This window comes from Pseudomonas sp. AN-1 (assembly GCF_034057115.1).
Taxonomy (GTDB): domain Bacteria; phylum Pseudomonadota; class Gammaproteobacteria; order Pseudomonadales; family Pseudomonadaceae; genus Geopseudomonas.
Genome location: NZ_CP139195.1, coordinates 1775365 through 1799082, shown reverse-complemented (window position 1 = coordinate 1799082; position 23718 = coordinate 1775365). Strand labels below are relative to the sequence as shown.

Annotated in this window: 18 protein-coding genes, 1 other RNA gene and 3 pseudogenes; 5 read left to right on the top strand and 17 right to left on the bottom strand. The window is 67.9% G+C overall.

From position 1 onward, the window contains the following. Positions 1-13: 13 nt before the first annotated feature. An RNA gene (ffs, locus tag SK095_RS08250) (signal recognition particle sRNA small type) lies at positions 14-110 on the top strand. A gap of 318 nt (positions 111-428) precedes the next feature. On the opposite strand, the gene SK095_RS21735 is transcribed toward ffs, so the two are convergent. Further along, positions 429-1259 carry a methyl-accepting chemotaxis protein gene (locus SK095_RS21735; protein WP_414153886.1) on the bottom strand — a complete coding sequence of 277 codons (831 nt, stop codon included), beginning with the start codon at positions 1257-1259 and terminating at the stop codon, positions 429-431. A gap of 15 nt (positions 1260-1274) precedes the next feature. Then, positions 1275-2237 (bottom strand): annotated as a pseudogene (locus tag SK095_RS21730) (cache domain-containing protein); the annotation flags it as partial. A gap of 551 nt (positions 2238-2788) precedes the next feature. Here SK095_RS21730 and dnaX point away from each other — a divergent pair. The 3 genes from dnaX to recR are packed head-to-tail and all read left to right on the top strand — an operon-like array spanning position 2789 to position 5723. Continuing rightward, a complete protein-coding gene (gene dnaX / locus SK095_RS08240) occupies positions 2789-4774 on the top strand; it encodes a DNA polymerase III subunit gamma/tau (RefSeq protein WP_320548525.1) in 1986 nt (661 codons plus the stop codon). A gap of 9 nt (positions 4775-4783) precedes the next feature. Further along, entirely contained in the window at positions 4784-5110 is a 327-nt protein-coding gene (locus SK095_RS08235; protein ID WP_136491381.1) for a YbaB/EbfC family nucleoid-associated protein, read from the top strand. A 13-nt stretch (positions 5111-5123) separates the two neighbouring features. Next, positions 5124-5723 carry a recombination mediator RecR gene (recR, locus tag SK095_RS08230; protein WP_136491382.1) on the top strand — a complete coding sequence of 200 codons (600 nt, stop codon included), beginning with the start codon at positions 5124-5126 and terminating at the stop codon, positions 5721-5723. A 72-nt stretch (positions 5724-5795) separates the two neighbouring features. Here recR and fnr read toward each other — a convergent pair whose 3' ends face one another. The 14 genes and pseudogenes from fnr to ccoN (SK095_RS08160) form a co-directional block, all read right to left on the bottom strand. Continuing rightward, on the bottom strand, positions 5796-6539 hold the full coding sequence (gene fnr / locus SK095_RS08225; RefSeq protein WP_136491383.1) for a fumarate/nitrate reduction transcriptional regulator Fnr: 744 nt from the start codon (positions 6537-6539) through the stop codon (positions 5796-5798). Positions 6540-6627: 88 nt separating this feature from the next. Further along, positions 6628-8010: an oxygen-independent coproporphyrinogen III oxidase gene (gene hemN / locus SK095_RS08220; RefSeq protein ID WP_320548524.1), complete on the bottom strand. Its 1383-nt coding sequence runs from the start codon at positions 8008-8010 to the stop codon at positions 6628-6630. A 79-nt stretch (positions 8011-8089) separates the two neighbouring features. Further along, positions 8090-8806, bottom strand: coding sequence for a sulfite exporter TauE/SafE family protein (locus SK095_RS08215; protein WP_136491385.1), 717 nt, complete (start codon positions 8804-8806; stop codon positions 8090-8092). After that, positions 8799-9023 (bottom strand): cbb3-type cytochrome oxidase assembly protein CcoS, encoded by a 225-nt coding sequence (gene ccoS, locus SK095_RS08210; protein ID WP_136491386.1) that lies wholly within the window; start codon positions 9021-9023, stop codon positions 8799-8801. Before ccoS ends, SK095_RS08215 begins: the two co-directional genes overlap by 8 nt. 13 nt (positions 9024-9036) lie before the next feature. After that, the gene (locus SK095_RS08205) at positions 9037-11511 is read right to left on the bottom strand and encodes a heavy metal translocating P-type ATPase (protein WP_320548523.1); all 2475 of its coding nucleotides are present in this window, start codon (positions 11509-11511) and stop codon (positions 9037-9039) included. Between the two features lie 10 nt (positions 11512-11521). Next, positions 11522-12028: a FixH family protein gene (locus tag SK095_RS08200; protein ID WP_320548522.1), complete on the bottom strand. Its 507-nt coding sequence runs from the start codon at positions 12026-12028 to the stop codon at positions 11522-11524. A gap of 15 nt (positions 12029-12043) precedes the next feature. Continuing rightward, positions 12044-13459: a cytochrome c oxidase accessory protein CcoG gene (gene ccoG, locus SK095_RS08195; RefSeq protein ID WP_136491389.1), complete on the bottom strand. Its 1416-nt coding sequence runs from the start codon at positions 13457-13459 to the stop codon at positions 12044-12046. 228 nt (positions 13460-13687) lie between these two features. Then, positions 13688-14602 carry a cytochrome-c oxidase, cbb3-type subunit III gene (ccoP, locus tag SK095_RS08190; RefSeq protein ID WP_136491390.1) on the bottom strand — a complete coding sequence of 305 codons (915 nt, stop codon included), beginning with the start codon at positions 14600-14602 and terminating at the stop codon, positions 13688-13690. Further along, positions 14599-14784 (bottom strand): cbb3-type cytochrome oxidase subunit 3, encoded by a 186-nt coding sequence (locus SK095_RS08185; protein ID WP_136491391.1) that lies wholly within the window; start codon positions 14782-14784, stop codon positions 14599-14601. Before SK095_RS08185 ends, ccoP (SK095_RS08190) begins: the two co-directional genes overlap by 4 nt. A 6-nt stretch (positions 14785-14790) precedes the next feature. Beyond that, positions 14791-15402 (bottom strand): cytochrome-c oxidase, cbb3-type subunit II, encoded by a 612-nt coding sequence (ccoO, locus tag SK095_RS08180; protein WP_201486034.1) that lies wholly within the window; start codon positions 15400-15402, stop codon positions 14791-14793. After that, positions 15402-16843: pseudogene (gene ccoN, locus SK095_RS08175) on the bottom strand (cytochrome-c oxidase, cbb3-type subunit I). The gene ccoO (SK095_RS08180) and the pseudogene ccoN (SK095_RS08175) overlap by 1 nt, the downstream one beginning before the upstream one ends. Before the next feature lie 372 nt (positions 16844-17215). Continuing rightward, complete coding sequence (gene ccoP, locus SK095_RS08170; RefSeq protein WP_320548521.1) at positions 17216-18139, bottom strand: cytochrome-c oxidase, cbb3-type subunit III; 924 nt, start codon at positions 18137-18139, stop codon at positions 17216-17218. Positions 18140-18168: 29 nt separating this feature from the next. Further along, positions 18169-18778: pseudogene (gene ccoO, locus SK095_RS08165) on the bottom strand (cytochrome-c oxidase, cbb3-type subunit II). Next, the gene (gene ccoN / locus SK095_RS08160; RefSeq protein WP_320548520.1) at positions 18778-20220 is read right to left on the bottom strand and encodes a cytochrome-c oxidase, cbb3-type subunit I; all 1443 of its coding nucleotides are present in this window, start codon (positions 20218-20220) and stop codon (positions 18778-18780) included. The pseudogene ccoO (SK095_RS08165) and the gene ccoN (SK095_RS08160) overlap by 1 nt, the downstream one beginning before the upstream one ends. Before the next feature lie 117 nt (positions 20221-20337). On the opposite strand from ccoN (SK095_RS08160), the gene SK095_RS08155 reads away from it, so the two are divergent. After that, positions 20338-20991, top strand: coding sequence for an alpha/beta family hydrolase (locus tag SK095_RS08155; RefSeq protein WP_320548519.1), 654 nt, complete (start codon positions 20338-20340; stop codon positions 20989-20991). A gap of 17 nt (positions 20992-21008) precedes the next feature. Here the strand turns inward: SK095_RS08155 and acnA are convergent, their stop codons facing one another. Then, entirely contained in the window at positions 21009-23681 is a 2673-nt protein-coding gene (acnA, locus tag SK095_RS08150) for an aconitate hydratase AcnA (RefSeq protein WP_320548879.1), read from the bottom strand. Positions 23682-23718 lie beyond the last annotated feature (37 nt).

The following is a 23718-nucleotide window of genomic DNA, read 5'->3' as shown; positions in this document are numbered from 1 at the left end:
GTTATGGTGGCTCCATCGGTCCCCCCGCAACGATCAGCCGTAAACCCGGTCAGGCCCGGAAGGGAGCAGCCGTAGCGGTGACATCGTGTGCCGGGGTGTGGCTGGTGGGGCCACCTCCATTTCTGCCCCTCTGCAGCTTTTCTCCCCGGCCTTTTCCGCAGGCCAGCCTACGCTCCGATTTGACGTGATCGCCCCTGGTGGCGGTTGACGCACCTTTCCCGTCTGTCCCTCTCGTCCTGCATTGCCATGCGCCACCGTTTGCTCATGGCGTCTGCGGACGGCCCCTGTCCGCCGGTTTGTGGCACGACCGTTTCGCCTGCGCTTGCTGGCTGCGCTGCCGGGTGCGCCAGGCCGAAGCGCGGCGCCTGACGGTTTCAGGCGCCACGTCGCGGGCCTGTGCGCCTGGCGCTATCCGCCAGGCGCACAGGTCACAGGAACACGGCTTCCTCCTCCTGCTGCTGCGGAGTCGAGCGCAGCGGGGCGGGCTCGGGCGCGGCGCCGGACAGCTTGAATGCCCCTACGGAAAGGCTCAGGCGGCGTGCCTGTTCGCGCAGGTGGGCGGCGGCGGCCGTGGACTCGCCGGCCAGCAGGGCGTTCTGCTGGGTCATGCGGTCCAGCTCGGCGACGGCGAGGTTGACCTGGGCGATGCCCTGACTCTGCTCGCGGGTGGCTGCACTGATCTCGCCGAGTACCCCGGCGACCTGGTCTACGCTGGCCACGACCCGCTCCATGCTTTCGCCGACGTTCTGCGCCAGCCCCGCGCCGTTGCGCGTCTTGTCGGCCGAGGCGTCGATCAGCTGGCGGATCTGCTGTGCGGCGGCGGCGCTGCGACTGGCCAGCTGGCGCACCTCGCTGGCGACTACGGCGAAGCCGCGGCCCTGCTCGCCGGCGCGGGCGGCTTCGACCGAGGCATTGAGCGCCAGCAGGTTGGTCTGCAGGGCGATGCCGTCGACGACGCTGACGATCTCGGCGATCTGCTGCGAGGCGGCATCGATGTCGCCCATGGTCTGGACCATCTGCGCGACGACTTCGCTGCCCTGCGAGGCGACCCGGGTCGCTCCCTGGGACAGCTGGCTGGCCTGCTGCGAGGATTCCGCTGTGAGGCCTACCGTGCCGGTGAGCTGCTCCATCGAGGCCGAGGCTTCCTGCAGGTTGGCGGCGGTGGATTCGGTGCGCGCGGAGAGGTCCTGGCTGCCCTGGGCGATCTCGTCGGAGGCCAGGCGGATCGATTCGCTGCTGTCGCGGATGTCGATGAGCACCTGCTCGACCTTGCCGACGAAGCGGTTGAATGCGCCGGCGATCTGGGCCACTTCGTCGCGCCCGCTGACGGGCAGGCGCCGGGTGAGGTCTCCGGTGCCGCTGGCGATGTTTTCCATGGCGTCGCGGGCGTGGATCAGGCCGACGAAGGCGCGCTTGAGCCACAGGCCGAGCAGGACGGCGGCGCTCAGGGTGACGATCAGCAGGGTTGCCAGCGAGGACTGGATGATGGCGCGCAGGCCGCTGGTCGCCTCGTGGCTGTCAAGGGCGACGCCCAGCTCCCATTCGCTGCCGGCGATCGGTGTCACGCGCAGCAGCCTGCTGCGACCGCCGAGTTCCATCTGCTGCCAGTGGTCGTCCCGGGTCGCGGCAGCGAGGAGTTGCGGGGTCAGGAGCGGATTCAGGATGGTGACCGGCTGCAGGGACAGCTTGGCGTCGGGGTGGGCGATCAGTGTTTCGCCCTTGCGGCTCAGGAACGCGAAGCTCTCCGGGGTCGGGCGGATCGCCGCGACGCTGGCGATGATGCTGGCCAGGGTGATGTCGCCGGCGAGGACGCCGCGCAACTGGCCATCCTGCGTCACCGGGGTCGCGATGGTGACCACCAGTGCGCCGGTGTTGATGTCGGTGTAGGGCATGGTCAGCACGGTCCTGCCGGCCTTGACGGCCTCCTGGTACCAGATGCGCTGGCGCGGATCGTAGTCGCTGCCGGGCTGCCAGCCGTCGCTGCTGATGAGGCTGCCGTCGGTCCTGGCCATGTAGGCCATGGCGAAACCGCCGGATTCGGCCAGTTGCAGCAGCGCTGGGAGCTGGTCCGCTTCGCGCATGCGGCTGCGGGCGGCCTCGACCATGGTGATGCTGGAACTCACCCAGTGCTCGATGTTGTCGACGTTGCTCTTGATGACGGCATCAAGGTTGCTTTTGATCGTATCCTCGTAGTGGGACTTGATAGTGAAATAGCTGACCACGGATACCAGGGTCATCGCTAGGGCGATGATGGCCAGGCTGGTGAGCTGGATGCGGGCTTTCAGGGAGAAAAACATGGGGAGGAACCTCGGTCAGGGGAAGCGGGCTCTTGTGGAGCTGTTCTCCTGGAGTCTGTGGGGCCGACAGGGATAGCTGCCGATCCTGTATTTATTAGCTTGTTATTGTTCTGATGATTATTAAGTTATTGATATTCGTGGGCGTCAGATCTCCTTGCCGCTAATTGTTTGATTTATTCCGGCAAATGCAGCGAAGCACCTGGCGTCCGGCTGCAGCTGGGCGGCCGGGCCGTTGGTGTGTCCGGTGGCGTGGGAATCGGGAGGTGGCGGAGGTTATCGCTCCGCCGCTGGCGCGGTCAATGGGCTGTCGGAGGCAGGCTTGACGGCTGGGGTTTGCGCCTGGCGTGCGTTCGCAGGGGGCGCACTGCATTCGTCTCCCGGCTGGCCGGGGAGTGCAATTGCCCGGCCGCTCGGCCCTCGTCAGTGCAATTTGCCCCGCGCTTCGCTAGCATGGTGACCCACGCTCAACACAGCAGTAGCGAACCGATTCGATGAGTTACCAGGTCCTTGCCCGCAAGTGGCGTCCGCGCTCGTTCCGTGAAATGGTCGGCCAGACCCATGTGCTCAAGGCCCTGATCAATGCGCTGGACAACCAGCGCCTGCACCACGCCTATCTGTTCACCGGCACCCGCGGGGTGGGCAAGACCACCATCGCGCGCATTCTCGCCAAGTGCCTGAACTGCGAGCAGGGCGTCAGCTCGACCCCGTGCGGGCAGTGCTCGGTGTGCCGGGAGATCGACGAGGGCCGTTTCGTCGACCTGATCGAGGTCGACGCCGCCAGCCGCACCAAGGTCGAGGATACCCGCGAGCTGCTCGACAACGTGCAGTACGCGCCGACCCGCGGGCGCTACAAGGTCTACCTGATCGACGAAGTGCACATGCTGTCCACGCACTCGTTCAACGCGCTGCTCAAGACCCTCGAGGAGCCGCCGCCGCACGTCAAGTTCCTGCTCGCCACCACCGACCCGCAGAAGCTGCCGGTCACCATCCTGTCGCGCTGCCTGCAGTTCTCCCTGAAGAACATGCCGCCGGAGCGGGTGGTCGAGCACCTGACCCACGTGCTCAGCGTCGAGCAGATTCCCTTCGAGGCGGATGCGCTGTGGCTGCTCGGTCGCGCCGCCGACGGCTCGATGCGCGATGCCATGAGCCTCACCGACCAGGCGATCGCCTTCGGCGAGGGCAAGGTGCTGGCCGCCGACGTGCGCGCCATGCTCGGCACCCTCGACCATGGTCAGGTCTACGGCGTGCTGCAGGCTCTGCTGGCCGGCGATGCCCGCGCGCTGCTCGAGGCGGTGCGCCAGCTGGCCGAGCAGGGCCCCGACTGGGCCGGCGTGCTGGCCGAGATGCTCAACGTGCTGCACCGGGTGGCCATCGCCCAGGTGCTGCCGGATGCGGTGGACAATGGTCAGGGCGACCGCGAGCGGGTGCTGGCGCTGGCCGCTGCGCTGCCTGCCGAGGACGTGCAGTTCTATTACCAGATGGGCCTGATCGGCCGCCGCGACCTGCCGCTGGCCCCCGATCCGCGCAGCGGCTTCGAGATGGTGCTGCTGCGCATGCTGGCGTTCCGCCCGGCCGATGCGGCGGCGGCGCCGACGACAACGCTAAAGACGCCGGGGATCGGTGAAGCCACCACCGATTCCGCGGCGGCTCCGGTGGCTGAGGCAGCTGCACCACGCATGGTGCCACTCGCCGAAGAGCCGGTCGCGCCGCGGGCGAGCGCTGCGGAGCAGGCCCGGGCCGTCAGGGCCGAGCCGGTGGACGTGCCCTGGGACCTGCCGCCTGCCGAGAGTGTCCCGCCGGTACGCCGGGCTGCGGTGCAGCCGCCGGTGCCCACCGAGCGCCCGGCGCAGCCGCCCGCACGTCCCGAACCGGCCGGCCGCCCGCCGGCTCCCGCGGAGCGCACCGAGGCTGCGCCGGCGGCACCCGCCGGCCCTGTCGCCGACGAGGAGCCTGCGGACGAGGGCGACGACTACGAGTCGATCGACATCGATGCCTATGCCTATCTGGAAAGCATGCAGCCGGTCGATGTGCACGAGCCGCTGGAGCCCGAGCCGGCCGAGGAGGTGTTGCCTGCGGCCCGGCCGGCCACCGGCCTGGCCGCCGAGTGGCTGGAACTGTTCCCGCGGCTGGGGCTGGCGGGCATGACCGCCAGCATCGCGGCCAACTGCAGCCTGGTGGCGAAGGACGGCGACCGCTGGCACCTGCACCTGGACCCGGGGCAGAGCGCGCTGTTCAACGCCGGTCAGCAGCGCCGCCTGACCGATGCGCTGAGCGGCTATCATGGTCGACCGTTGACCCTGCAGATCGATATCGTCCGGCCCGAGCAGGAAACCCCGGCTCAGGCCGCCGCCCGAGCGCGCGCCGAACGCCAGCGCGCGGCCGAGGCGTCGATCCATGCCGACCCGCTGGTTCGGCAGATGATGGACCAGTTCGCCGCGGTGATCCGCGACGGCACCATAGTACCCCTGGACAATTGAGGTGATCCCATGATGAAAGGTGGCATGGCCGCGCTGATGAAGCAGGCCCAGCAGATGCAGGAAAAGATGCAGAAGATGCAGGAGGAGCTGGCCAACGCCGAGGTGACCGGCCAGTCCGGTGCCGGCCTGGTGAGCGTGGTGATGACCGGTCGCCACGACGTCAAGCGCGTCTCCCTGGACGACAGCCTGATGCAGGAAGACAAGGAGATCCTCGAGGATCTGATCGCCGCGGCGGTGAACGACGCCGTGCGCAAGATCGAGCAGAACAACCAGGAGAAGATGGCGGGCATGACCTCCGGCATGCAGCTGCCGCCCGGCTTCAAGATGCCGTTCTGACGGATAGGTCCCGATGAGTTTCAGCCCCCTGATCCGCCAGTTGATCGACGCCCTGCGCATCCTGCCGGGCGTCGGTCAGAAGACCGCCCAGCGCATGGCGCTGCACCTGCTCGAGCGCGACCGCAGCGGCGGCCTGCGCCTGGCCCAGGCGCTGAGCCGGGCGATGGAGGGGGTCGGTCATTGCCGGCAGTGCCGCACGCTGAGCGAGGACGAGCTGTGCCCGCAGTGCAGCGATCCGCGCCGTGACGACGAGCTGCTCTGCGTGGTGGAGGGGCCGCTGGACGTGTTCGCCGTGGAGCAGACCGGCTATCGCGGGCGCTACTTCGTGCTCAAGGGCCACCTGTCACCACTGGACGGTCTGGGGCCGGAAGCCATCGGCATTCCCGAGCTGGAGGCGCGCGTCGCCGCCGGCGCGTTCAGGGAGGTGATCCTGGCGACCAACCCGACGGTCGAGGGCGAGGCCACGGCCCACTACATCGCGCAGCTGCTGGCGCCACGCGGCCTGGTGCTGTCGCGCATCGCCCATGGCGTGCCGCTGGGTGGCGAGCTGGAGCTGGTCGATGGCGGTACCCTGGCGCATGCCATGGCGGGGCGCCGGCCGATCGGCCTGTAAGCCACCGGAAATGCACAACGCCCGCTGCGGCTTGCCGGAGCGGGCGTTGTTCTTTGCGTGCTGCCGTGTGGCTCAGCCTTCCAGGCGGCCGCCGGCCAGACTGCACAGCTCGACCGAGTCGAGGATCTGCACTTCCTTGCCTTCGGCCAGCAGCAGGCCGTTCTGCTGGAAGCGGGTGAACACCCGCGACACGGTTTCCACGGCCAGACCCAGATAGTTGCCGATCTCGCTGCGCGACATGGCCAGGCGGAACTGGTTGGCCGAGTAGCCGCGGGCGCGGAAGCGTGCGGAGAGGTTGACCAGGAAGGTGGCGATGCGCTCGTCGGCGGTCTTCTTCGACAGCAGGAGCATCATCTGCTGGTCGTCGCGGATCTCGCGGCTCATCATGCGCATCAGCTGGCGGCGCAGCTGCGGCAGTTGTACCGACAGCTCGTCGAGCTTCTCGAAGGGGATCTCGCACAGCGAGGTGGTTTCCAGCGCCTGGGCCGACACCGGGTAGGCCATGCCATCCATCCCCGACATGCCGACCAGCTCGCTGGGCAGGTGGAAGCCGGTGATCTGCTCCTCGCCGCCGTCGGTGACGCTGAAGGTCTTCAGCGCGCCGGTGCGCACGGCGAACACCGAATTGAAGCTGTCACCCTGGCGGAACAGGAACTCGCCCTTCTTCAGCGGCCGGCCGCGCTTGACGATGTTGTCCAGCGCGTCCATGTCCTCGAGATTGAGGGACAGCGGCAGGCACAGCGGGGCGAGGCTGCATTCCTTGCAGTGCGCCTGCGGCAGGTTGCGTGCCTTGATGGTGTCTTGGCCGGCAGTCATGGCGAATCCTTACCTAATACAACAGAAAGTTGGGCAAGGTTACCCCAGCCAGCCGGAGGCTGCCAGTGTGCCGCCGCGACCATTTGGCTCAGATGACGCGGGAGAAGCGCTGGGTGTCGAGCATCGGCAGGTAGCGGTCGAACAGCATGCACACCGAGCGCACCAGCAGCCGGCCGGCCGCGGTGATGTCGATGCCCCGGGTGTCCAGCTGGATCAGGCCGTCCTCGGCGACACGCTGCAGGCTTGGCCAGACGTCGTTGAAGTAGCCGCGGAAGTCGATGTTGAACTGCTCCTCGATCTCGGCGAAGTCGAGCCGGAAGTGGCAGATCAGCTGCTGGATCACCGCGCGGCGGATGCGGTCGTCGCTGGTGCAGTGCAGGCCGCGGCGGGTGGCGAGCTGGTTGGAGTCGAGGGTGCTCTGGTAGTCGGCGATGTCGCTGCTGTTCTGGCAGTAGAGGTCGCCGATCTGGCTGATCGACGACACACCGAGGCCGATCAGGTCGCAGTGGCCGTGGGTGGTGTAGCCTTGGAAGTTGCGCTGCAGGCTGCCTTCCTCCTGGGCGATGGCCAGTTCGTCGTCGGGCAGGGCGAAGTGGTCCATGCCGATGTAGCGATAGCCGGCGGCCGTCAGTTGCTCGATGGTGCGCTGCAGCATCTCCAGCTTGGCGCCGGGGCTGGGCAGGTCCGCGGCGTTGATCCGCCGTTGCGGCATGAAGCGCTCGGGCAGGTGCGCGTAGTTGAACACCGACAGGCGATCGGGCTGCAGGGCGATGACTTCCTCGACGGTCCTGGCGAAGGACTCGGGGGTCTGCAGCGGCAGGCCGTAGATCAGGTCGATGTTGACCGAGCGGAACTGCAGGGTGTGGGCGGCCTCGACGATGGCGCGGGTTTCCTCGACGCTCTGCAGGCGGTTGACCGCGCGCTGCACGGCCGGGTCGAAGTCCTGCACGCCGAGACTGACGCGGTTGAAACCGATGTCGCGCAGCAGGCCCATGGTCGCCCAGTCGGCCTCGCGCGGGTCGATCTCTATGCTGTAGTCGCCGGTGTCGTCGTCCAGCAGGTGGAAGTGCTGGCGCAGGCCGGTCATCAGCTGGCGCAGCTCGTCGTGGCTGAGGTAGGTCGGCGTGCCGCCGCCGAAATGCAGCTGCTCGACCAGCTGGTCGGGCGAGAGGTGGCGACTGATCAGTTCCGCCTCGCGCAGCAGGCGCTGCAGGTAGGGTGCGCTGCGCCCGCGGTCCTTGGTGATGACCTTGTTGCAGGCGCAGTAGTAGCAGATGTGGGCGCAGAACGGCACGTGCACGTACAGCGACAGCGCGCGTCTGGCCTGGGCGCTGTCGCGCAGGGCGTGGAGCAGGTCGAAGGGACCGATGCCGTCGTGGAACTGCACGGCGGTCGGGTAAGAGGTATACCGCGGCCCGGCCAGATCGTAACGGCGGATCAGATCGGTATCCCAGCGGATGGCGTCGAGCATGCGGTTGTCTCGGATTATCAGACGTGCTTTGCAGTCTAGAGTCCGGGCTGCGGGGGGGTGTTGACTTGCATCAACCGCTTCAGTGTGCGCCTTGCAGGCTGGCGTGGCCGCCGCCGTGGCCCATCAGCCAGTCCTGGTGCGGGCCGGGCAGGGTCCACAGGCCGAACAGGATCACCAGCATTCCGCCGGCGATGCGCACGCCGCGGCGGCGCAGCAGGGCGGTCAGCCGCTCGGCGGCCAGTCCGGTGGCCAGCAGCACCGGCAGGGTGCCGAGGCCGAAGGCCAGCATCAGCAGGGCGCTGTCGAGGGCGTCGCCCTGGCTGGCGGCCCACAGCAGTGTGCTGTAGACCAGGCCGCAGGGCAGCCAGCCCCACAGGCCGCCGAGCAGCAGGGCGCGTCGTGCGTCGCGTACCGGCAGCAGGCGGCGGGCCAGCGGTTCTATGTGGCGCCAGAGCAGGCGGCCGGCGCCTTCGATGCGGGTCAGGCCGCCCCACCAGCCGGCCAGGTACAGGCCCATGGCGATCAGCAGCAGGCCGGCGAGCGCGCGCAGCACGGTCGCCGCCGGGCCGCTGGCCAGCGCCCAGCCGGCGGTGCCGAGCAGCAGCCCGGCGAGGCCGTAGGAGGCGATGCGCCCCAGGTTGTAGGCCAGCAGCAGCTGCAGGCGGCGCGGCCGCTGCTCGGCGGGGATGGCCATGGTCAGCGCGCCCATCAGACCGCCGCACATGCCGATGCAGTGCCCGCCGCCGAGCAGGCCGAGGACCAGGGCCGAGACCAGCAGGGGCAGCAGTTCAGCCACGCGGCGGCTCCCCGTCGCCGCGTTTGCCATCGCCGTGGCCGGAGCTGGCTTCGTCGATGCCGGCCTGGTGCTGGGGATCTTCGTCGTCGAACAGGATGCTGTGCGCCGGGCTGTCGAGGTCGTCGTACTGGCCGTTGTCGACGGCCCAGAAGAACATCCAGATGGCCAGGGCGACCAGCACCACGGCGACCGGGATCAGCAGGTAGAGGGCGGACATGGGAACCTCCGGGTCAGGGGTGGCTGCTGGCGTCGGCCAGGACCGCGGGGGCGTGGCCGGTGGCGGCGGCGACCGGCCGGCTGCCGGCTTTCACCCGGCTCAGGCGCAGGGCATTGAGCACCACCACCAGCGAGCTGGCCGACATGCCGATGGCCGCCCAGCCGGGGGTGATCCAGCCGAGGGCGGCGAACGGCAGGATCAGGCCATTGTACAGGCAGGCCCAGGCGAGGTTCTCGACGATGATGCGACGGGTGCGGCGCGCGACGTCCAGGGCCTGCACCAGGCTGGCCAGGCGGTTGGACAGCAGCACGGCATCGGCGCTGGTCTTGGCCAGGTCGGTGGCGCTGCCCATGGCCACGCTGATGTCGGAGCCGGCCAGTACCGGCACATCGTTGACGCCGTCGCCGAGCATCAGCACGCGGCGTCCCTGCTGGTGCAGCTCGCGCAGCACGGCGAGCTTGGCGTCCGGAGTGAGGCCGCCGCGGGCGTCGTCGATGCCCAGTTCGGCGGCGACGCTGGCGACCATCGGCGAGCTGTCGCCGGACAGCAGCAGCACCTGCCAGCCGCGGGCGCGGGCGGCGTCGACCAGCGCGCGGGCGTCGCCGCGCAGGCGGTCGTCGAGGCGCAGCCAGGCCAGCGGTCCCTGCTGGTCGCCGAGCAGCAGCCACTGGCCCGGTTCGGCCGGCATGGCCGGCGGCGTCTGGCCGGCCAGCTGGCTGACGAAGACCGGCTCGCCGATGCGCAGGCAACGGCCGTCGACCCGCCCGTCGAGGCCCTTGCCGGGCTCGCTGTGCACTTCCTCGGCAGCCAGCGGGGCGCGGCCGAAGGCGCGGGCGATGGGATGCTCGGAGCGGTTTTCCAGAGCGGCGGCCAGGCCCAGGCAGGCCTGGCTGTCGAGGGCGCCGAGCGGGCGCACCTCGCGCAGGGTCAGGCGGCCTTCGGTGAGGGTGCCGGTCTTGTCGACGATCAGGGTGTCGATCTGGTTGAGGCTTTCCAGCACGTGGCCGCGGGTCACCAGCAGGCCGAGCTGGTGCAGGCTGCCGGTGGCGGTGGTCAGCGCGGTGGGGGTGGCCAGCGACAGGGCGCAGGGGCAGGTGGCGACCAGCAGGGCGAGGACGATCCAGAACGCCCGCTCGCTGTCGATCTGCCACCAGACTGCGCCGACCACGGCGGCGGTGAGCAGCACGATGACCAGGAACCACTGCGCCACCTTGTCGGCCAGCTGCGCCAGGCGCGGCTTGTCGGCCTGGGCGCGCTCGAGCAGGCGGACGATGGCGGACAGGCGGGTGTCGTCGCCGAGCGCCTCGACCTGCAGGGTCAGCGGCCCCTCGACGTTGAGGGTGCCGCCGGTGACGCGCTGGCCGACGCCGCGCGGCTGCGGCAGGTATTCGCCGGTGAGCAGCGACTCGTCGATGCTCGACTGGCCGGCGAGGATGGTGGCGTCGGCCGGGATCACCGCGCCGGGCGGCACCAGCACGCGGTCACCGAGTTGCAGCTCGCTGAGCAGGATGCGCTGGCTCTGCTCCTGGTCGTCCAGGCGCAGGCAGGAGGCCGGCAGCAGGTTGACCAGTTGGGCGGTGACCTGGGCGGTGCGCTCGCGGGCGCGGCGCTCCAGGTAGCGGCCGGCGAGCAGGAACAGGGCGAACATGCCGACGGCGTCGAAGTACAGCTCGCCCTCGCCGCTGACGGTGGCCCACAGGCCGGCGACGTAGGCGCCGCCGATGGCCAGCGATACCGAGACGTCCATGGTCAGGTGGCGGGTGCGCAGGTCGCGCAGGGCGCCGCGGAAGAACTGCCCGCAGCAGTAGAAGACGATCGGTGTGGTGAGGAACAGGCTGGTCCAGCGCAGGATGCGGTCGAAGCTGTGGCTGAGGTCGAGGTTGAACTCCGGCCAGGTGGCCATCGAGGCCATCATCACCTGCATCCACAGCAGGCCGGCGACGCCGAGCTGGCGCATGGCTCGGCGATTCTCCCGCTGCATCTGCTCGGCGGCTGCGTCGGCCTGGTAGGGGTGCGCGGCATAGCCGATCCGGCGCAGCTCGGCGAGCAGCTGGCTGAGCGGCAGGCGGGCGTCATCCCAGCGTACCTGCAGGCGCTGGTTGGACAGGTTGAGGCTGGCCTCGCTGACGCCGGGCAGCTTCTTCAGGTGGTGCTCGATCAGCCAGCCGCAGGCGGCGCAGCTGATGCCCTCGATCAGCAGGCAGGTCTGCGCCTGTTCGCCGTTGTGCTGGACCAGGCCCTGCTGCACGTCGGCACGGTCATAGAGGGCCAGTTCGTCGCTCAGGGCCTTGGGCAGCGCCTCGGGGTTGGCGGCGGTTTCGCTGCGGTGGCGATAGTAGCTTTCCAGACCGCCGGCGACGATGGCCTCGGCCACCGCCTGGCAGCCCGGGCAGCACATGGCCCGCGATTCGCCGAGCACGTGGGTGTGGTAGGGGCTGCCGTCGGGAACCGGCAGCCCGCAGTGGAAGCAGGGCAGGGGCGTGGTCATGCCGCGGCGATCAGGGCGCGAGCTGGATCGGACGGCCGTCTTCCAAGACGAATTCGTCGAACAGGCGCCAGTCCTTACCGCCCTCGCTGCCGATCAGCTCGACGAAGCGGCGGCCGCTGACCGCGTCCTGCATCTGGCCGCGGTACAGCCCGGCCTCGCCGACCACCGGCTGGAGAATGACGCGGCGGTCGCGCTCCGGCTGGGTCGGCGAGATCAGGTTGAGCACCAGCTGCGCCGGCTGGCTGATGCCGCTCAGGCGCAGCTCGGCGCTGCCGGCCTGCTCGTCGAGGGTCAGGCCGGCCTGCATGCCCAGGCGCTTGGCCAGTTGCTCGCGCTCGAGCGACTGGTTGATGCCCTTGCCGACGTCGTAGTAGTTGTCGGCCACCAGGGTGTCGGCGGTACGTACGGATACCACCACCAGGGTCACCCCCAGCACCACGGCGATGGCCAGGATGGCGATGACGAACCAGGCCCAGAACTGCTTGTACCAGCGACTGGTGATCTCGGGCTGCTGCATGCTCTCTCTCTACTGTCAGCGGACGCGCGGGCCGATGAAGCGGCTTTCGGCGTCGAAGGTCTTGCCGGGAAGATCGGCGGCCTGGATTGTAAAGAGAATCTCGTTGGTGGTGGAAGGCAGCTTTTCCGGATCGATGGACAGCTCGATCGGTACCGACAGCACCTCGCCGGCGGCGGCGCGCACCTCACGGCTGCCTTCCAGGGCCAGGCCGTCGAGCCCCTCGACGCCGATGGTGTAGACGTGCTCGCGCTGGTCCTTGTTCATGATCCGCAGGGTGTAGACGTTCTCGATGCGGCCTTCCTCGTTCTCGCGATAGAGCACGCGGTCCTTGAGCACGTCCAGCTCGGCCAGCGGGCGCATCAGCAGGGCGGTACCGAAGGCGCCCATCATGATCAGCAGGGCGATGGCGTAGCCGATCAGGCGGGGGCGGACGATATGGGTCTTGTGGCCGTTGAGGTTGTGTTCGGTGGTGTAGCCGACCAGGCCGCGCGGATAACCCATCTTGTCCATGATGCTGTCGCAGGCGTCGACGCAGGCGGCGCAGCCGATGCAGGCGATCTGCAGGCCGTTGCGGATGTCGATGCCGGTCGGGCAGACGTGCACGCACATCTTGCAGTCGATGCAGTCGCCGAGGCCCTGGGCCTTGTAGTCGGCATCCTTCTTGCGCGGGCCGCGCCTCTCACCGCGGTTGGCATCGTAGGAGACGATCAGGGTGTCCTTGTCGAACATCACGCTCTGGAAGCGCGAGTAGGGGCACATGTGGATGCACACCTGCTCGCGCAGCCAGCCGGCGTTGCCGTAGGTGGCCAGGGTGAAGAAACCGACCCAGAACAGCGCCCAGCCCTCGAGGTTGAAGGTGGCGAGATCTACCACCAGCTGGCGGATCGGGGTGAAGTAGCCGACGAAGGTCAGCGCGGTGAGCAGGGCCACGCCCAGCCAGATGGCGTGCTTGGCGGTCTTGCGCAGGAACTTCTCGGCGCTCATCGGCTGCTTGTCGAGCTTCATGCGCTGGTTGCGGTCACCTTCGGTGACCTTCTCCGCCCACATGAACACCCAGGTCCACACGCTCTGCGGGCAGGTGTAGCCGCACCAGACGCGGCCGGCGAACACGGTGATGAAGAACAGGCCGAAGGCGCAGATGATCAGCAGCCAGGACAGCAGCATGAAGTCCTGCGGCCAGAAGGTGGCGCCGAAGATGTAGAACTTGCGCTCCGGCAGGTTCCACCAGACGGCCTGGCGATCGCCCCAGTTGAGCCAGGCGGTGCCGAAGAACATCAGGAACAGGAAGGCGCCACTGACCAGGCGGATGTTGCGGAACAGCCCGGTGAAGGACTTGGTGTAGATCATCTCGCGCTTGGCGTAGAGGTCCACGCTTTCGCCTTTCTTGACAGGGGCGGGGGTTACATCCTGTACGGGAATCTTGTCGCTCATCGGTCTCTACCACGGCTGGAGGAGGAGAGGTGCCTCGCGGTACATGGCCACGGGGGCTGTTCACCATGGGTGCAATGGTACGCCTAATGGCGACGGGCTGCATGCGACGGGTCGTCGCGCGATACCTGGTGGGGTATCGCGTTGGCGTGGTTTTTGTGATTCGCGCGCAATGAAAAACACCGCCCTCCGGAGGCCGGGGGGCGGCGTTGTCGGTTACGACCCTGGCGCTTACTTCTGCGACAGGCTGTACACGTAGGCAGCCAGCAGGTGCACCTTGTCGTTGCCGAGCAGCTCCTGCTGCGCCGGCATCTGGCCCTGGCGGCCGAGGCGGATGGTCTGCTGCAGCTGGGTCAGGCTCGAGCCGTACAGCCAGCCGGCGCTGGCGGTCAGGTCCGGGGCGCCCATGGCCGGAGTACCCTTGCCCTGCGGGCCGTGGCAGGCGACGCAGTTGGTGGCGAAGATCTTCTGGCCGGCGGCGACGTCGGCACCGTGGCCTTCCGGCAGTTTCAGGCCGGCCAGCTCGCTGCGCACGTAGGCGGCGACGTTCTTCACGCCATCCTCGCCGATGACCGCGGCCCAGGCCGGCATGATGCCGTGACGGCCGCCGAGGATCGAGGTCTTGATGGTGTCGGCCTCGCCGCCCCAGCGCCAGTGGGCGTCGGTCAGGTTGGGGAAGCCGTAGCTGCCCTTGGCGTCGGAGCCGTGGCACACCGAGCAGTTGGAGGCGAACAGACGCGCGCCCATCTTCAGGGCCTGCTCATCCTTGGCCACCTCGGCCACCGGCATGGCGGCGTACTTGGCGAACAGCGGGCCGTACTCGGCGTCGGCGCGGTCCATTTCCTTCTTCCACTGGTTGACGCCGGTCCAGCCGTTCTCATAGCCCGGCAGGACGCCCTTCCAGTTGCCCAGGCCCGGGTAGAGCACCAGGTAGCCGAGGGCGAAGATCACGGTGCCGACGAACAGCAGGAACCACCACTTGGGCAGCGGGTTGTCGTACTCCTCGATGCCGTCGAAGCTGTGGCCCACGGTCTGATCGGTGGTGTCCTGACGCTGGCCCTTGCGGGTCGCGAACAGCAGCCAGGTCAGCGCCACTATGGTGCCGAGGCTGAGTACGGTGACGTACCAATTCCAGAAACTGGTCATTCGTGCTTACTCCTAGAAGCTTCTTCTTCACGCTTTTCGGATTTGGGCTCATCGGCGAACGGCAGATTGGCCGCTTCGTCGAAGCTCTTCTTGCGCCTGCCGCTGAAGACCCAGAGCAGCAGGCCCACGAAGGCGATCAGTACGATGGCTGTGCCCAGTCCACGCAGAGTCCCGATATCCATGGTGCGTTACCGTTTGTTCTTGATGCTGGTGCCGAGGACCTGCAGGTACGCGACCAGCGCGTCCATTTCGGTCTTGCCCTTGACCGCGTCGCGGGCACCGGCGATGTCTTCCTCGGTGTACGGCACGCCCAGGGTACGCATGGCCTGCAGCTTGGCGGCGGTGTCCTTGCCGGTCAGCTTGTGCTCCACCAGCCAGGGGTAGGAGGGCATCTTCGACTCCGGCACCACGTTGCGCGGGTTGTACAGGTGGGCGCGGTGCCAGTCGTCGGAGTAGCGGCCGCCGACGCGGGCCAGGTCCGGACCGGTACGCTTGGAGCCCCACAGGAACGGGTGATCCCAGACGCTCTCGCCGGCGACCGAGTAGTGGCCGTAGCGCTCGGTTTCGGCGCGGAACGGACGGACCATCTGCGAGTGGCAGCCGACGCAGCCTTCCCTGATGTAGATGTCGCGGCCTTCCAGTTGCAGCGCGGTGTAGGGCTTCATGCCTTCCACCGGCTCGTTGACCACGTCCTGGAAGAACAGCGGCACGATCTGGGTCAGGCCGCCGATGCTGACGGCGATGACCATCAGCAGCGCCATCAGGCCGATGTTCTTCTCGACAATGTCATGATTCTTCATCAGTGGGCTCCTTGAACCACGAACTTCTCGGCGGCGGCCATTTCAGCGGCCTTGGCCACGCGCACGGTGCGCCAGGTGTTGTAGGCCATCAGCAGCATGCCGGTCAGGAAGAAGGCGCCGCCGATCATGCGCACCAGGAAGCCCGGGTGGCTGGCTTCCAGCGCCTCGACGAAGGAGTAGGTCAGGGTGCCGTCCTCGTTGACCGCGCGCCACATCAGGCCCTGGGTGATGCCGTTGACCCACATGGAGGCGATGTACAGCACGGTGCCGATGGTGGCCAGCCAGAAGTGGGCGTTGATCAGGCCGATGCTGTGCATTTCCTTGCGGCCGAACACCTTCGGCAGCAGGTGGTACAGCGAGCCGATGGACACCATGGCGACCCAGCCGAGGGCGCCGGCATGCACGTGGCCGATGGTCCAGTCGGTGTAGTGGGACAGGGCGTTGACGGTCTTGATGGCCATCATCGGGCCTTCGAAGGTGGACATGCCGTAGAAGGCGAGGGAGACCACCAGGAAGCGCAGGATCGGGTCATGGCGCAGTTTGTGCCAGGCCCCGGAGAGGGTCATCATGCCGTTGATCATGCCGCCCCAGGACGGCGCCAGCAGGATCACCGACATCACCATGCCGAGGGACTGGGCCCAGTCCGGCAGGGCGGTGTAGTGCAGGTGGTGCGGACCGGCCCAGATGTACAGGGTGATCAGCGCCCAGAAGTGCACGATGGACAGGCGGTAGGAGTACACCGGACGCTCGGCCTGCTTGGGCACGAAGTAGTACATCATGCCGAGGAAGCCGGTGGTCAGGAAGAAGCCCACCGCGTTGTGGCCGTACCACCACTGCACCATGGCGTCGGTGGCGCCGCTGTACAGCGAGTAGGACTTGAACAGGGTGACCGGGATCTCCATGTTGTTGACGATGTGCAGCATCGCCGTCACCAGGATGAAGGCGCCGAAGAACCAGTTGCCCACGTAGATGTGCTTGGTCTGGCGCTTGAGGATGGTCCCGAAGAACACCACCGCGTAGGAAACCCAGACGATCGCCAGCAGGATGTCGATCGGCCACTCCAGCTCGGCGTACTCCTTGGAGGAGGTGAAGCCCTGCGGCAGGGTGATCACGGCGAGCACGATCACGGCTTGCCAGCCCCAGAAGGTGAAGGCGGCGAGGGTGTCGCTGAACAGGCGTGCCTGGTTGGTGCGCTGCACTACATAGTAGGAGGTGGCGAACAGGGCGCAGCCGCCGAACGCGAAGATCACCGCGTTGGTGTGCAACGGACGCAGGCGACCGAAGCTGGTCCACGGCAGGTCGAAGTTCAGGCTCGGCCAGACGAGCTGGGCGGCGATCAGCACACCCAGACCCATCCCAATGACCCCCAGATTACCGTCATGACGGCGAACTGGCGGACCACCTTGTAGTTATAAGCAGTCGGACTGATTGCTGTACTCATTGCAGGGGTTCCACGGTTATGGACTTTCGGGACAAAAAACGGCGGCAAGTATGGAGAAAGGAGGTAGCCATTGCAACGCAACCTCTTGTCGTGCAAGGGATTGCGCGCCGGAGAAAAAGGCCGTCTCCCGCCATGTTGTCGTCGTCACTGTGGCGCAGAACGGAGTCTCGAAAGACGCCGCAAGGGTGCTGTCGCGTTGTTTTTGTAACGGCGTGCGACTGGGGGGAGAGCTTAGCCCTCGGCGCCGAGGCTGTGAAGGAAACTTCGGGATAGGTGCGACACTTGGTCGCGCGTGGCGAGGGGCTTCGAGAAGGGGGGGGGGAAGGGCGGCGAGGAGAAGGGCGCGCCGCATTGCGCGGCGCGCCCCCGGTCTTACTTGGCGGACTGTTGCGACAGGCTGTACACGTAGGCAGCCAGCAGATGCACCTTGTCGTTGCCCAGGTAGGGTTGCTGGGCCGGCATCTGGCCCTGGCGGCCGAGGCGGATGGTCTGCTGCAGCTGGGTCAGGCTCGAGCCGTACAGCCAGCCGGCGCTGGCGGTCAGGTCCGGGGCGCCCATGGCCGGAGTACCCTTGCCCTGCGGGCCGTGGCAGGCGACGCAGTTGGTGGCGAAGATCTTCTGGCCGGCGGCGACGTCGGCACCGTGGCCTTCCGGCAGTTTCAGGCCGGCCAGCTCGCTGCGCACGTAGGCGGCGACGTTCTTCACGCCATCCTCGCCGATGACCGCGGCCCAGGCCGGCATGATGCCGTGACGGCCGCCGAGGATCGAGGTCTTGATGGTGTCGGCCTCGCCGCCCCAGCGCCAGTGGGCGTCGGTCAGGTTGGGGAAGCCGTAGCTGCCCTTGGCGTCGGAGCCGTGGCACACCGAGCAGTTGGAGGCGAACAGGCGCGCGCCCATCTTCAGGGCCTGCTCATCCTTGGCCACCTCGGCCACCGGCATGGCGGCGTACTTGGCGAACAGCGGGCCGTACTCGGCGTCGGCGCGGTCCATCTCGCGCTGCCACTGGTTGACCTGGGTCCAGCCGTTCTCGTAACCCGGCAGGACGCCCTTCCAGTTGCCCAGGCCCGGGTAGAGGGCCAGGTAGACGGCGCCGAAGATCAGGGTGCCGATGAACAGCAGGAACCACCAGCGCGGCAGCGGGTTGTCGTACTCCTCGATGCCGTCGAACGAGTGACCCATGGTCTGGTCGGTGGTGTCGGGGCGCTGGCCCTTGCGGGTCGCGAAGATCAGCCACCACAGCACCACCAGGGTACCGATGGTGAGGATGCTGACGTAGATACTCCAAAAGCCTGTCATGGATGATTACTCCTGGCTGAGGCCGCGCATCAGCGCTTGTTCTTGAGGCTGGTGCCGAGGACCTGCAGGTACGCGACCAGCGCGTCCATTTCGGTCTTGCCCTTGACCGCGTCGCGGGCGCCGGCGATGTCGGCATCGGTACGGCACGCCCAGGGTGCGCATGGCCTGCATCTTGGCGGCGGTGTCCGAGCCGGTCAGCTTGTGCTCCACCAGCCAGGGGTAGGAGGGCATCTTCGATTCCGGCACCACGTTGCGCGGGTTGTACAGGTGGGCGCGATGCCAGTCGTCGGAGTAGCGGCCGCCGACGCGGGCCAGGTCCGGACCGGTACGCTTGGAGCCCCACAGGAACGGGTGATCCCAGACGCTCTCGCCGGCGACCGAGTAGTGGCCGTAGCGCTCGGTTTCGGCGCGGAACGGACGGACCATCTGCGAGTGGCAACTGACGCAGCCTTCCTTGATGTAGATGTCGCGGCCTTCCAGCTGCAGCGCGGTGTAGGGCTTCATGCCTTCCACCGGCTCGTTGACCACGTCCTGGAAGAACAGCGGCACGATCTGGGTCAGGCCGCCGATGCTGACGGCGAGCACCATCAGCAGCGCCATCAGGCCAATGTTCTTCTCGATGATTTCGTGCTTGTTCATCAGTGGGCTCCTTGAACCACGAACTGCTCGGCAGCGCTCATTTCAGCGGCCTTGGCGACGCGAACGGTGCGCCACACGTTGTAGGCCATCAGCACCATGCCGAAGAGGAAGAAGGCGCCGCCGATCATGCGCACCAGGAAGCCCGGGTGGCTGGCTTCCAGCGCCTCGACGAAGGAGTAGGTCAGGGTGCCGTCCTCGTTGACCGCGCGCCACATCAGGCCCTGGGTGATGCCGTTGACCCACATGGAGGCGATGTACAGCACGGTGCCGATGGTGGCCAGCCAGAAGTGGGTGTTGATCAGGGCGATGCTGTGCATTTCATTGCGGCCGAACACCTTCGGGATCAGGTGGTACAGCGAGCCGATGGACACCATGGCGACCCAGCCGAGGGCGCCGGCATGCACGTGGCCGATGGTCCAGTCGGTGTAGTGGGACAGGGCGTTGACGGTCTTGATGGCCATCATCGGGCCTTCGAAGGTGGACATGCCGTAGAAGGCGAGGGAGACCACCAGGAAGCGCAGGATCGGGTCATGGCGCAGTTTGTGCCAGGCCCCGGAGAGGGTCATCATGCCGTTGATCATGCCGCCCCAGCTCGGAGCGAGGAGGATCACCGACATCACCATGCCGAGGGACTGGGCCCAGTCCGGCAGGGCGGTGTAGTGCAGGTGGTGCGGACCGGCCCAGATGTACAGGGTGATCAGCGCCCAGAAGTGCACGATGGACAGGCGGTAGGAGTACACCGGACGCTCGGCCTGCTTGGGCACGAAGTAGTACATCATGCCGAGGAAGCCGGTGGTCAGGAAGAAGCCCACGGCGTTGTGGCCGTACCACCACTGCACCATGGCGTCGGTGGCGCCGCTGTACAGCGAGTAGGACTTCAGCAGGCCGACCGGCAGCTCCAGGTTGTTGACGATGTGCAGCATCGCCGTCACCAGGATGAAGGCGCCGAAGAACCAGTTGCCCACGTAGATGTGCTTGGTCTTGCGCTGCATGACGGTGCCGAAGAACACCACCGCGTAGGCGACCCACACCACGGCGATCAGGATGTCGATCGGCCACTCCAGCTCGGCGTACTCCTTGGAGGAGGTGTAGCCCAGCGGCAGGGTGATGGCGGCGAGCAGAATCACCAGCTGCCAGCCCCAGAACACGAAGCTGGCCAGCGGACCACCGAACAGGCGGGTCTGGCAGGTGCGCTGCACCGAATAGAACGAGGTGGCGAACAGGGCGCAACCGCCGAACGCGAAGATCACCGCGTTGGTGTGCAACGGTCGCAGGCGACCGAAGCTGGTCCACGGCAGGTCGAAGTTCAGACCCGGCCAGACCAGTTGCGCGGCGATGAAGACGCCAGCCGCCATGCCGACGATCCCCCAGATCACCGTCATGACGGCGAACTGGCGGACCACCTTGTAGTTATAAGCAGTCCTTGTGTTTTCTGTGCTCATTTTCGAGGTTCCACGACTAATGGGCTTGATCGGAAAAAGATCAGCATCAGCATGGATAAACTGCCTCGGATAGATGTTGATACAAATCAAGGCCCTAGGGGGCGTGAGGTCTTTTGCATGGAAAATTCCGAACTTTTGTGCTCCGGCCCGGTCACCGGCGCCCGTGGGCACCTGATCCTGGCCCATGGCGCGGGGGCGCCGATGGACAGTCCGTTCATGCACGAGATGGCCGCGCGCCTGGGCGAGCTGGGCGTGCGCGTGGTGCGCTTCGAGTTCCCCTACATGGCCAGCCGCCGCCAGGGCGGCGGCAAGCGCCCGCCCAATCCTCAGGCCCAACTGCTCGACTGCTGGCGCGCGGTCTGGCGTGCGGTGAACGCACGCGAACCGGGCGCCTGGGCGATCGGCGGCAAGTCGATGGGCGGGCGCATGGCCAGCCTGCTGGCCGACGAACTGGGGGCGGCCGGGCTGGTCTGCCTGGGCTACCCCTTCCATGCCGCCGGCAAGCCGGAGCGGCCGCGGGTCGAGCACCTGGCCGGCCTGCGGACGCCGACCCTGATCGTGCAGGGCGAACGCGACGCCCTGGGCAACCGCGAGCGGGTGGCCGGCTATGCGCTGGCGCCGGCCATCCGCCTGCTCTGGCTGGAGGCGGCCGATCACGACCTCAAGCCGCTCAAGGCCTCCGGCTTCAGCCACGCGCAGCATCTGCAGCGCGCCGCGGAGGCGGTCGCAGATTTTCTGGCCGCGCAGGGCGGAGCGGGCGGCAGCTCGTAGGCCCGCTGCCCCGGGCTTCAGTCCGCCAGCAGGTGCCGGAGCACGTGGTGGAGGATGCCGCCGGCCTTGAAGTAGTCGACCTCGAGGGCGGTGTCGACGCGGCACAGCACTTCGATGCGCTCCTCGGTGCCGTCGCTGCGGCGGATCTCCACGATCAGCTTCTGCCGCGGCCTGAGGCCGCCGGCCAGGCCGCGGATGGCCAACCGCTCGCTGCCGTTGAGGGCCAGGCTCTGGCGGTTCTGCCCGGGCAGGAACTGCAGCGGCAGCACGCCCATGCCGACCAGGTTGGTGCGGTGGATGCGCTCGAAGCTCTCGGCGATCACCGCGCGGATGCCCAGCAGGCGGGTGCCCTTGGCCGCCCAGTCGCGCGAGGAGCCGGTGCCGTACTCCTTGCCTGCGATCACCACCAGCGGCACGCCTTCGCCCTGGTAGCGCATGGCGGCGTCGTAGATCGACAGCCTGTCGCCGGAGGGTTGGTGCAGGGTGTTGCCGCCTTCCTCGCCGCCGAGCATCTCGTTCCTGATGCGGATGTTGGCGAAGGTGCCGCGCATCATCACCTCGTGGTTGCCGCGGCGTGCGCCGTAGGAGTTGAAGTCGGCCGGCGCCACGCCGAGCCCCTGCAGGTACAGGCCGGCCGGCGAGCTGGGCTTGATGCTGCCGGCCGGCGATATGTGGTCGGTGGTGATCGAGTCGCCGAACAGGGCGAGGATGCGCGCCTGCTCGATGTCGGCCAGCGCGGCCGGCGGCTGGTCGATGCCGGCGAAGAACGGCGGGTGCTTGATGTAGGTGGAGACCGGGTCCCAGGCATAGGTGGCGCCGCCGCTCACCGCGATCGCCTGCCAGGCGGCGTCGCCGCCGAACACGTCGGCATAGCGGTTGCGGAACATGCCGCCGTCCACCGCGGCGACCGCCGCCGCCACCGCGGCGTCGCTCGGCCAGATGTCCCTGAGGTACACCGGCTGGCCGTCGCTGCCGCTGCCCAGCGGCTCGCGGGTCAGGTCGATGCGCGTGGTGCCGGCCAGGGCGAAGGCCACCACCAGCGGCGGCGAGGCCAGCCAGTTGGCCTTGACCTGCGGATGCACGCGGCCCTCGAAGTTGCGGTTGCCGGACAGCACCGAGCTGACGATCAGGTCGTTGGCGTTGACGCAGTCGGCGATGGCCGGCGGCAGCGGCCCGGAGTTGCCGATGCAGGTGGTGCAGCCGTAGCCGACCAGGTTGAAGCCCAACTGATCCAGGTAAGGCGTCAGGCCGGCCTTGGCCAGGTAGTCGGTGACCACCTTGGAGCCCGGCGCCAGCGACGACTTGACCCAGGGGCGGCGACTCAGGCCGCGCTCCACCGCGTTCCTGGCCAGCAGCCCGGCGGCCATCAGCACGCTGGGGTTGGAGGTATTGGTGCAGGAAGTGATGGCGGCGATCACCACGTCGCCGTGGTGCAGGGCGTAGGGTTCGCCGGCGACCGCGAAGTCGCTGTCCAGCTCGCTCTTGCGCCCGCCGAGCTCGAGCAGCAGGTCGAACTGGGCGCGGATGTCCTCCAGGGCGACGCGGTCCTGCGGCCGCTTGGGCCCGGCCAGCGACGGCTGCACGCTGGCCAGGTCCAGCGCCAGGCTGTCGCTGAAGGTCGGTTCGTGACCGGCCTGGCGCCACAGGCCCTGGGCCTTGCAGTAGGCCTCGACCAGGGCGATGCGCGCCGGCTCGCGGCCGGACAGGCGCAGGTAGTCGAGGGTGATCGCATCGACGGGGAAGAAGCCGCAGGTGGCGCCGTACTCCGGGGCCATGTTGGCGATGGTGGCGCGGTCGGCCAGTGGCAGGTGGTCGAGGCCGGGGCCGTAGAACTCGACGAACTTGCCCACCACGCCGCGCTTTCTCAGCTGTTCGGTGACGGTCAGCACCAGGTCGGTGGCGGTCACCCCCTCGCGCAGCTTGCCGGACAGGCGCACGCCGACCACCTCGGGGATCAGCATCGACAGCGGCTGGCCGAGCATCACCGCCTCGGCCTCGATGCCGCCGACGCCCCAGCCGAGCACGCCCAGGCCGTTGATCATGGTGGTGTGCGAGTCGGTGCCGACCAGGGTGTCGGGGTAGGCCAGGGTTTCGCCGCCCTCGTCGCTGCTCCACACCACCTGGGCCAGGTACTCGAGGTTGACCTGGTGGCAGATGCCGGTGCCCGGCGGCACCACGCGGAAGTTGGCGAAGGCCTGCTGCCCCCAGCGCAGGAAGGCGTAGCGCTCGTGGTTGCGCTGCATCTCGATGGCCACGTTGTCGGCGAAGGCGCTGGGATCGGCGAAGCGGTCGACCATCACCGAGTGGTCGATCACCAGGTCCACCGGGGCCAGCGGGTTGATCTTCTGCGGATCGCCGCCGGCACCGGCCATGGCGTCGCGCATGGCGGCCAGGTCGACCACGCCCGGCACGCCGGTGAAGTCCTGCATCAGCACCCGCGCCGGGCGGAACTGGATCTCCCGCTCCGAGCTGCGCTTCTTCAGCCACTCCACCACCGCCCGGCAGTCGGCGGCGCTGACGCTGCGGCCGTCTTCGCTGCGCAGCAGGTTCTCCAGCAGCACCTTGAGCGAAATGGGCAACTGGCGGAGGTCGCCGAGCTGACGGGCCGCCTCGGGCAGGCTGTAATAGTGGTAGGTGCGGCCGTCGACCTCGAGCTGGCGGCGGCAGGCGAAACTGTCCGGATGCGGCATGGCGGTGTCCTCCAGGCGGGCCGGGCGGCGGGACTCG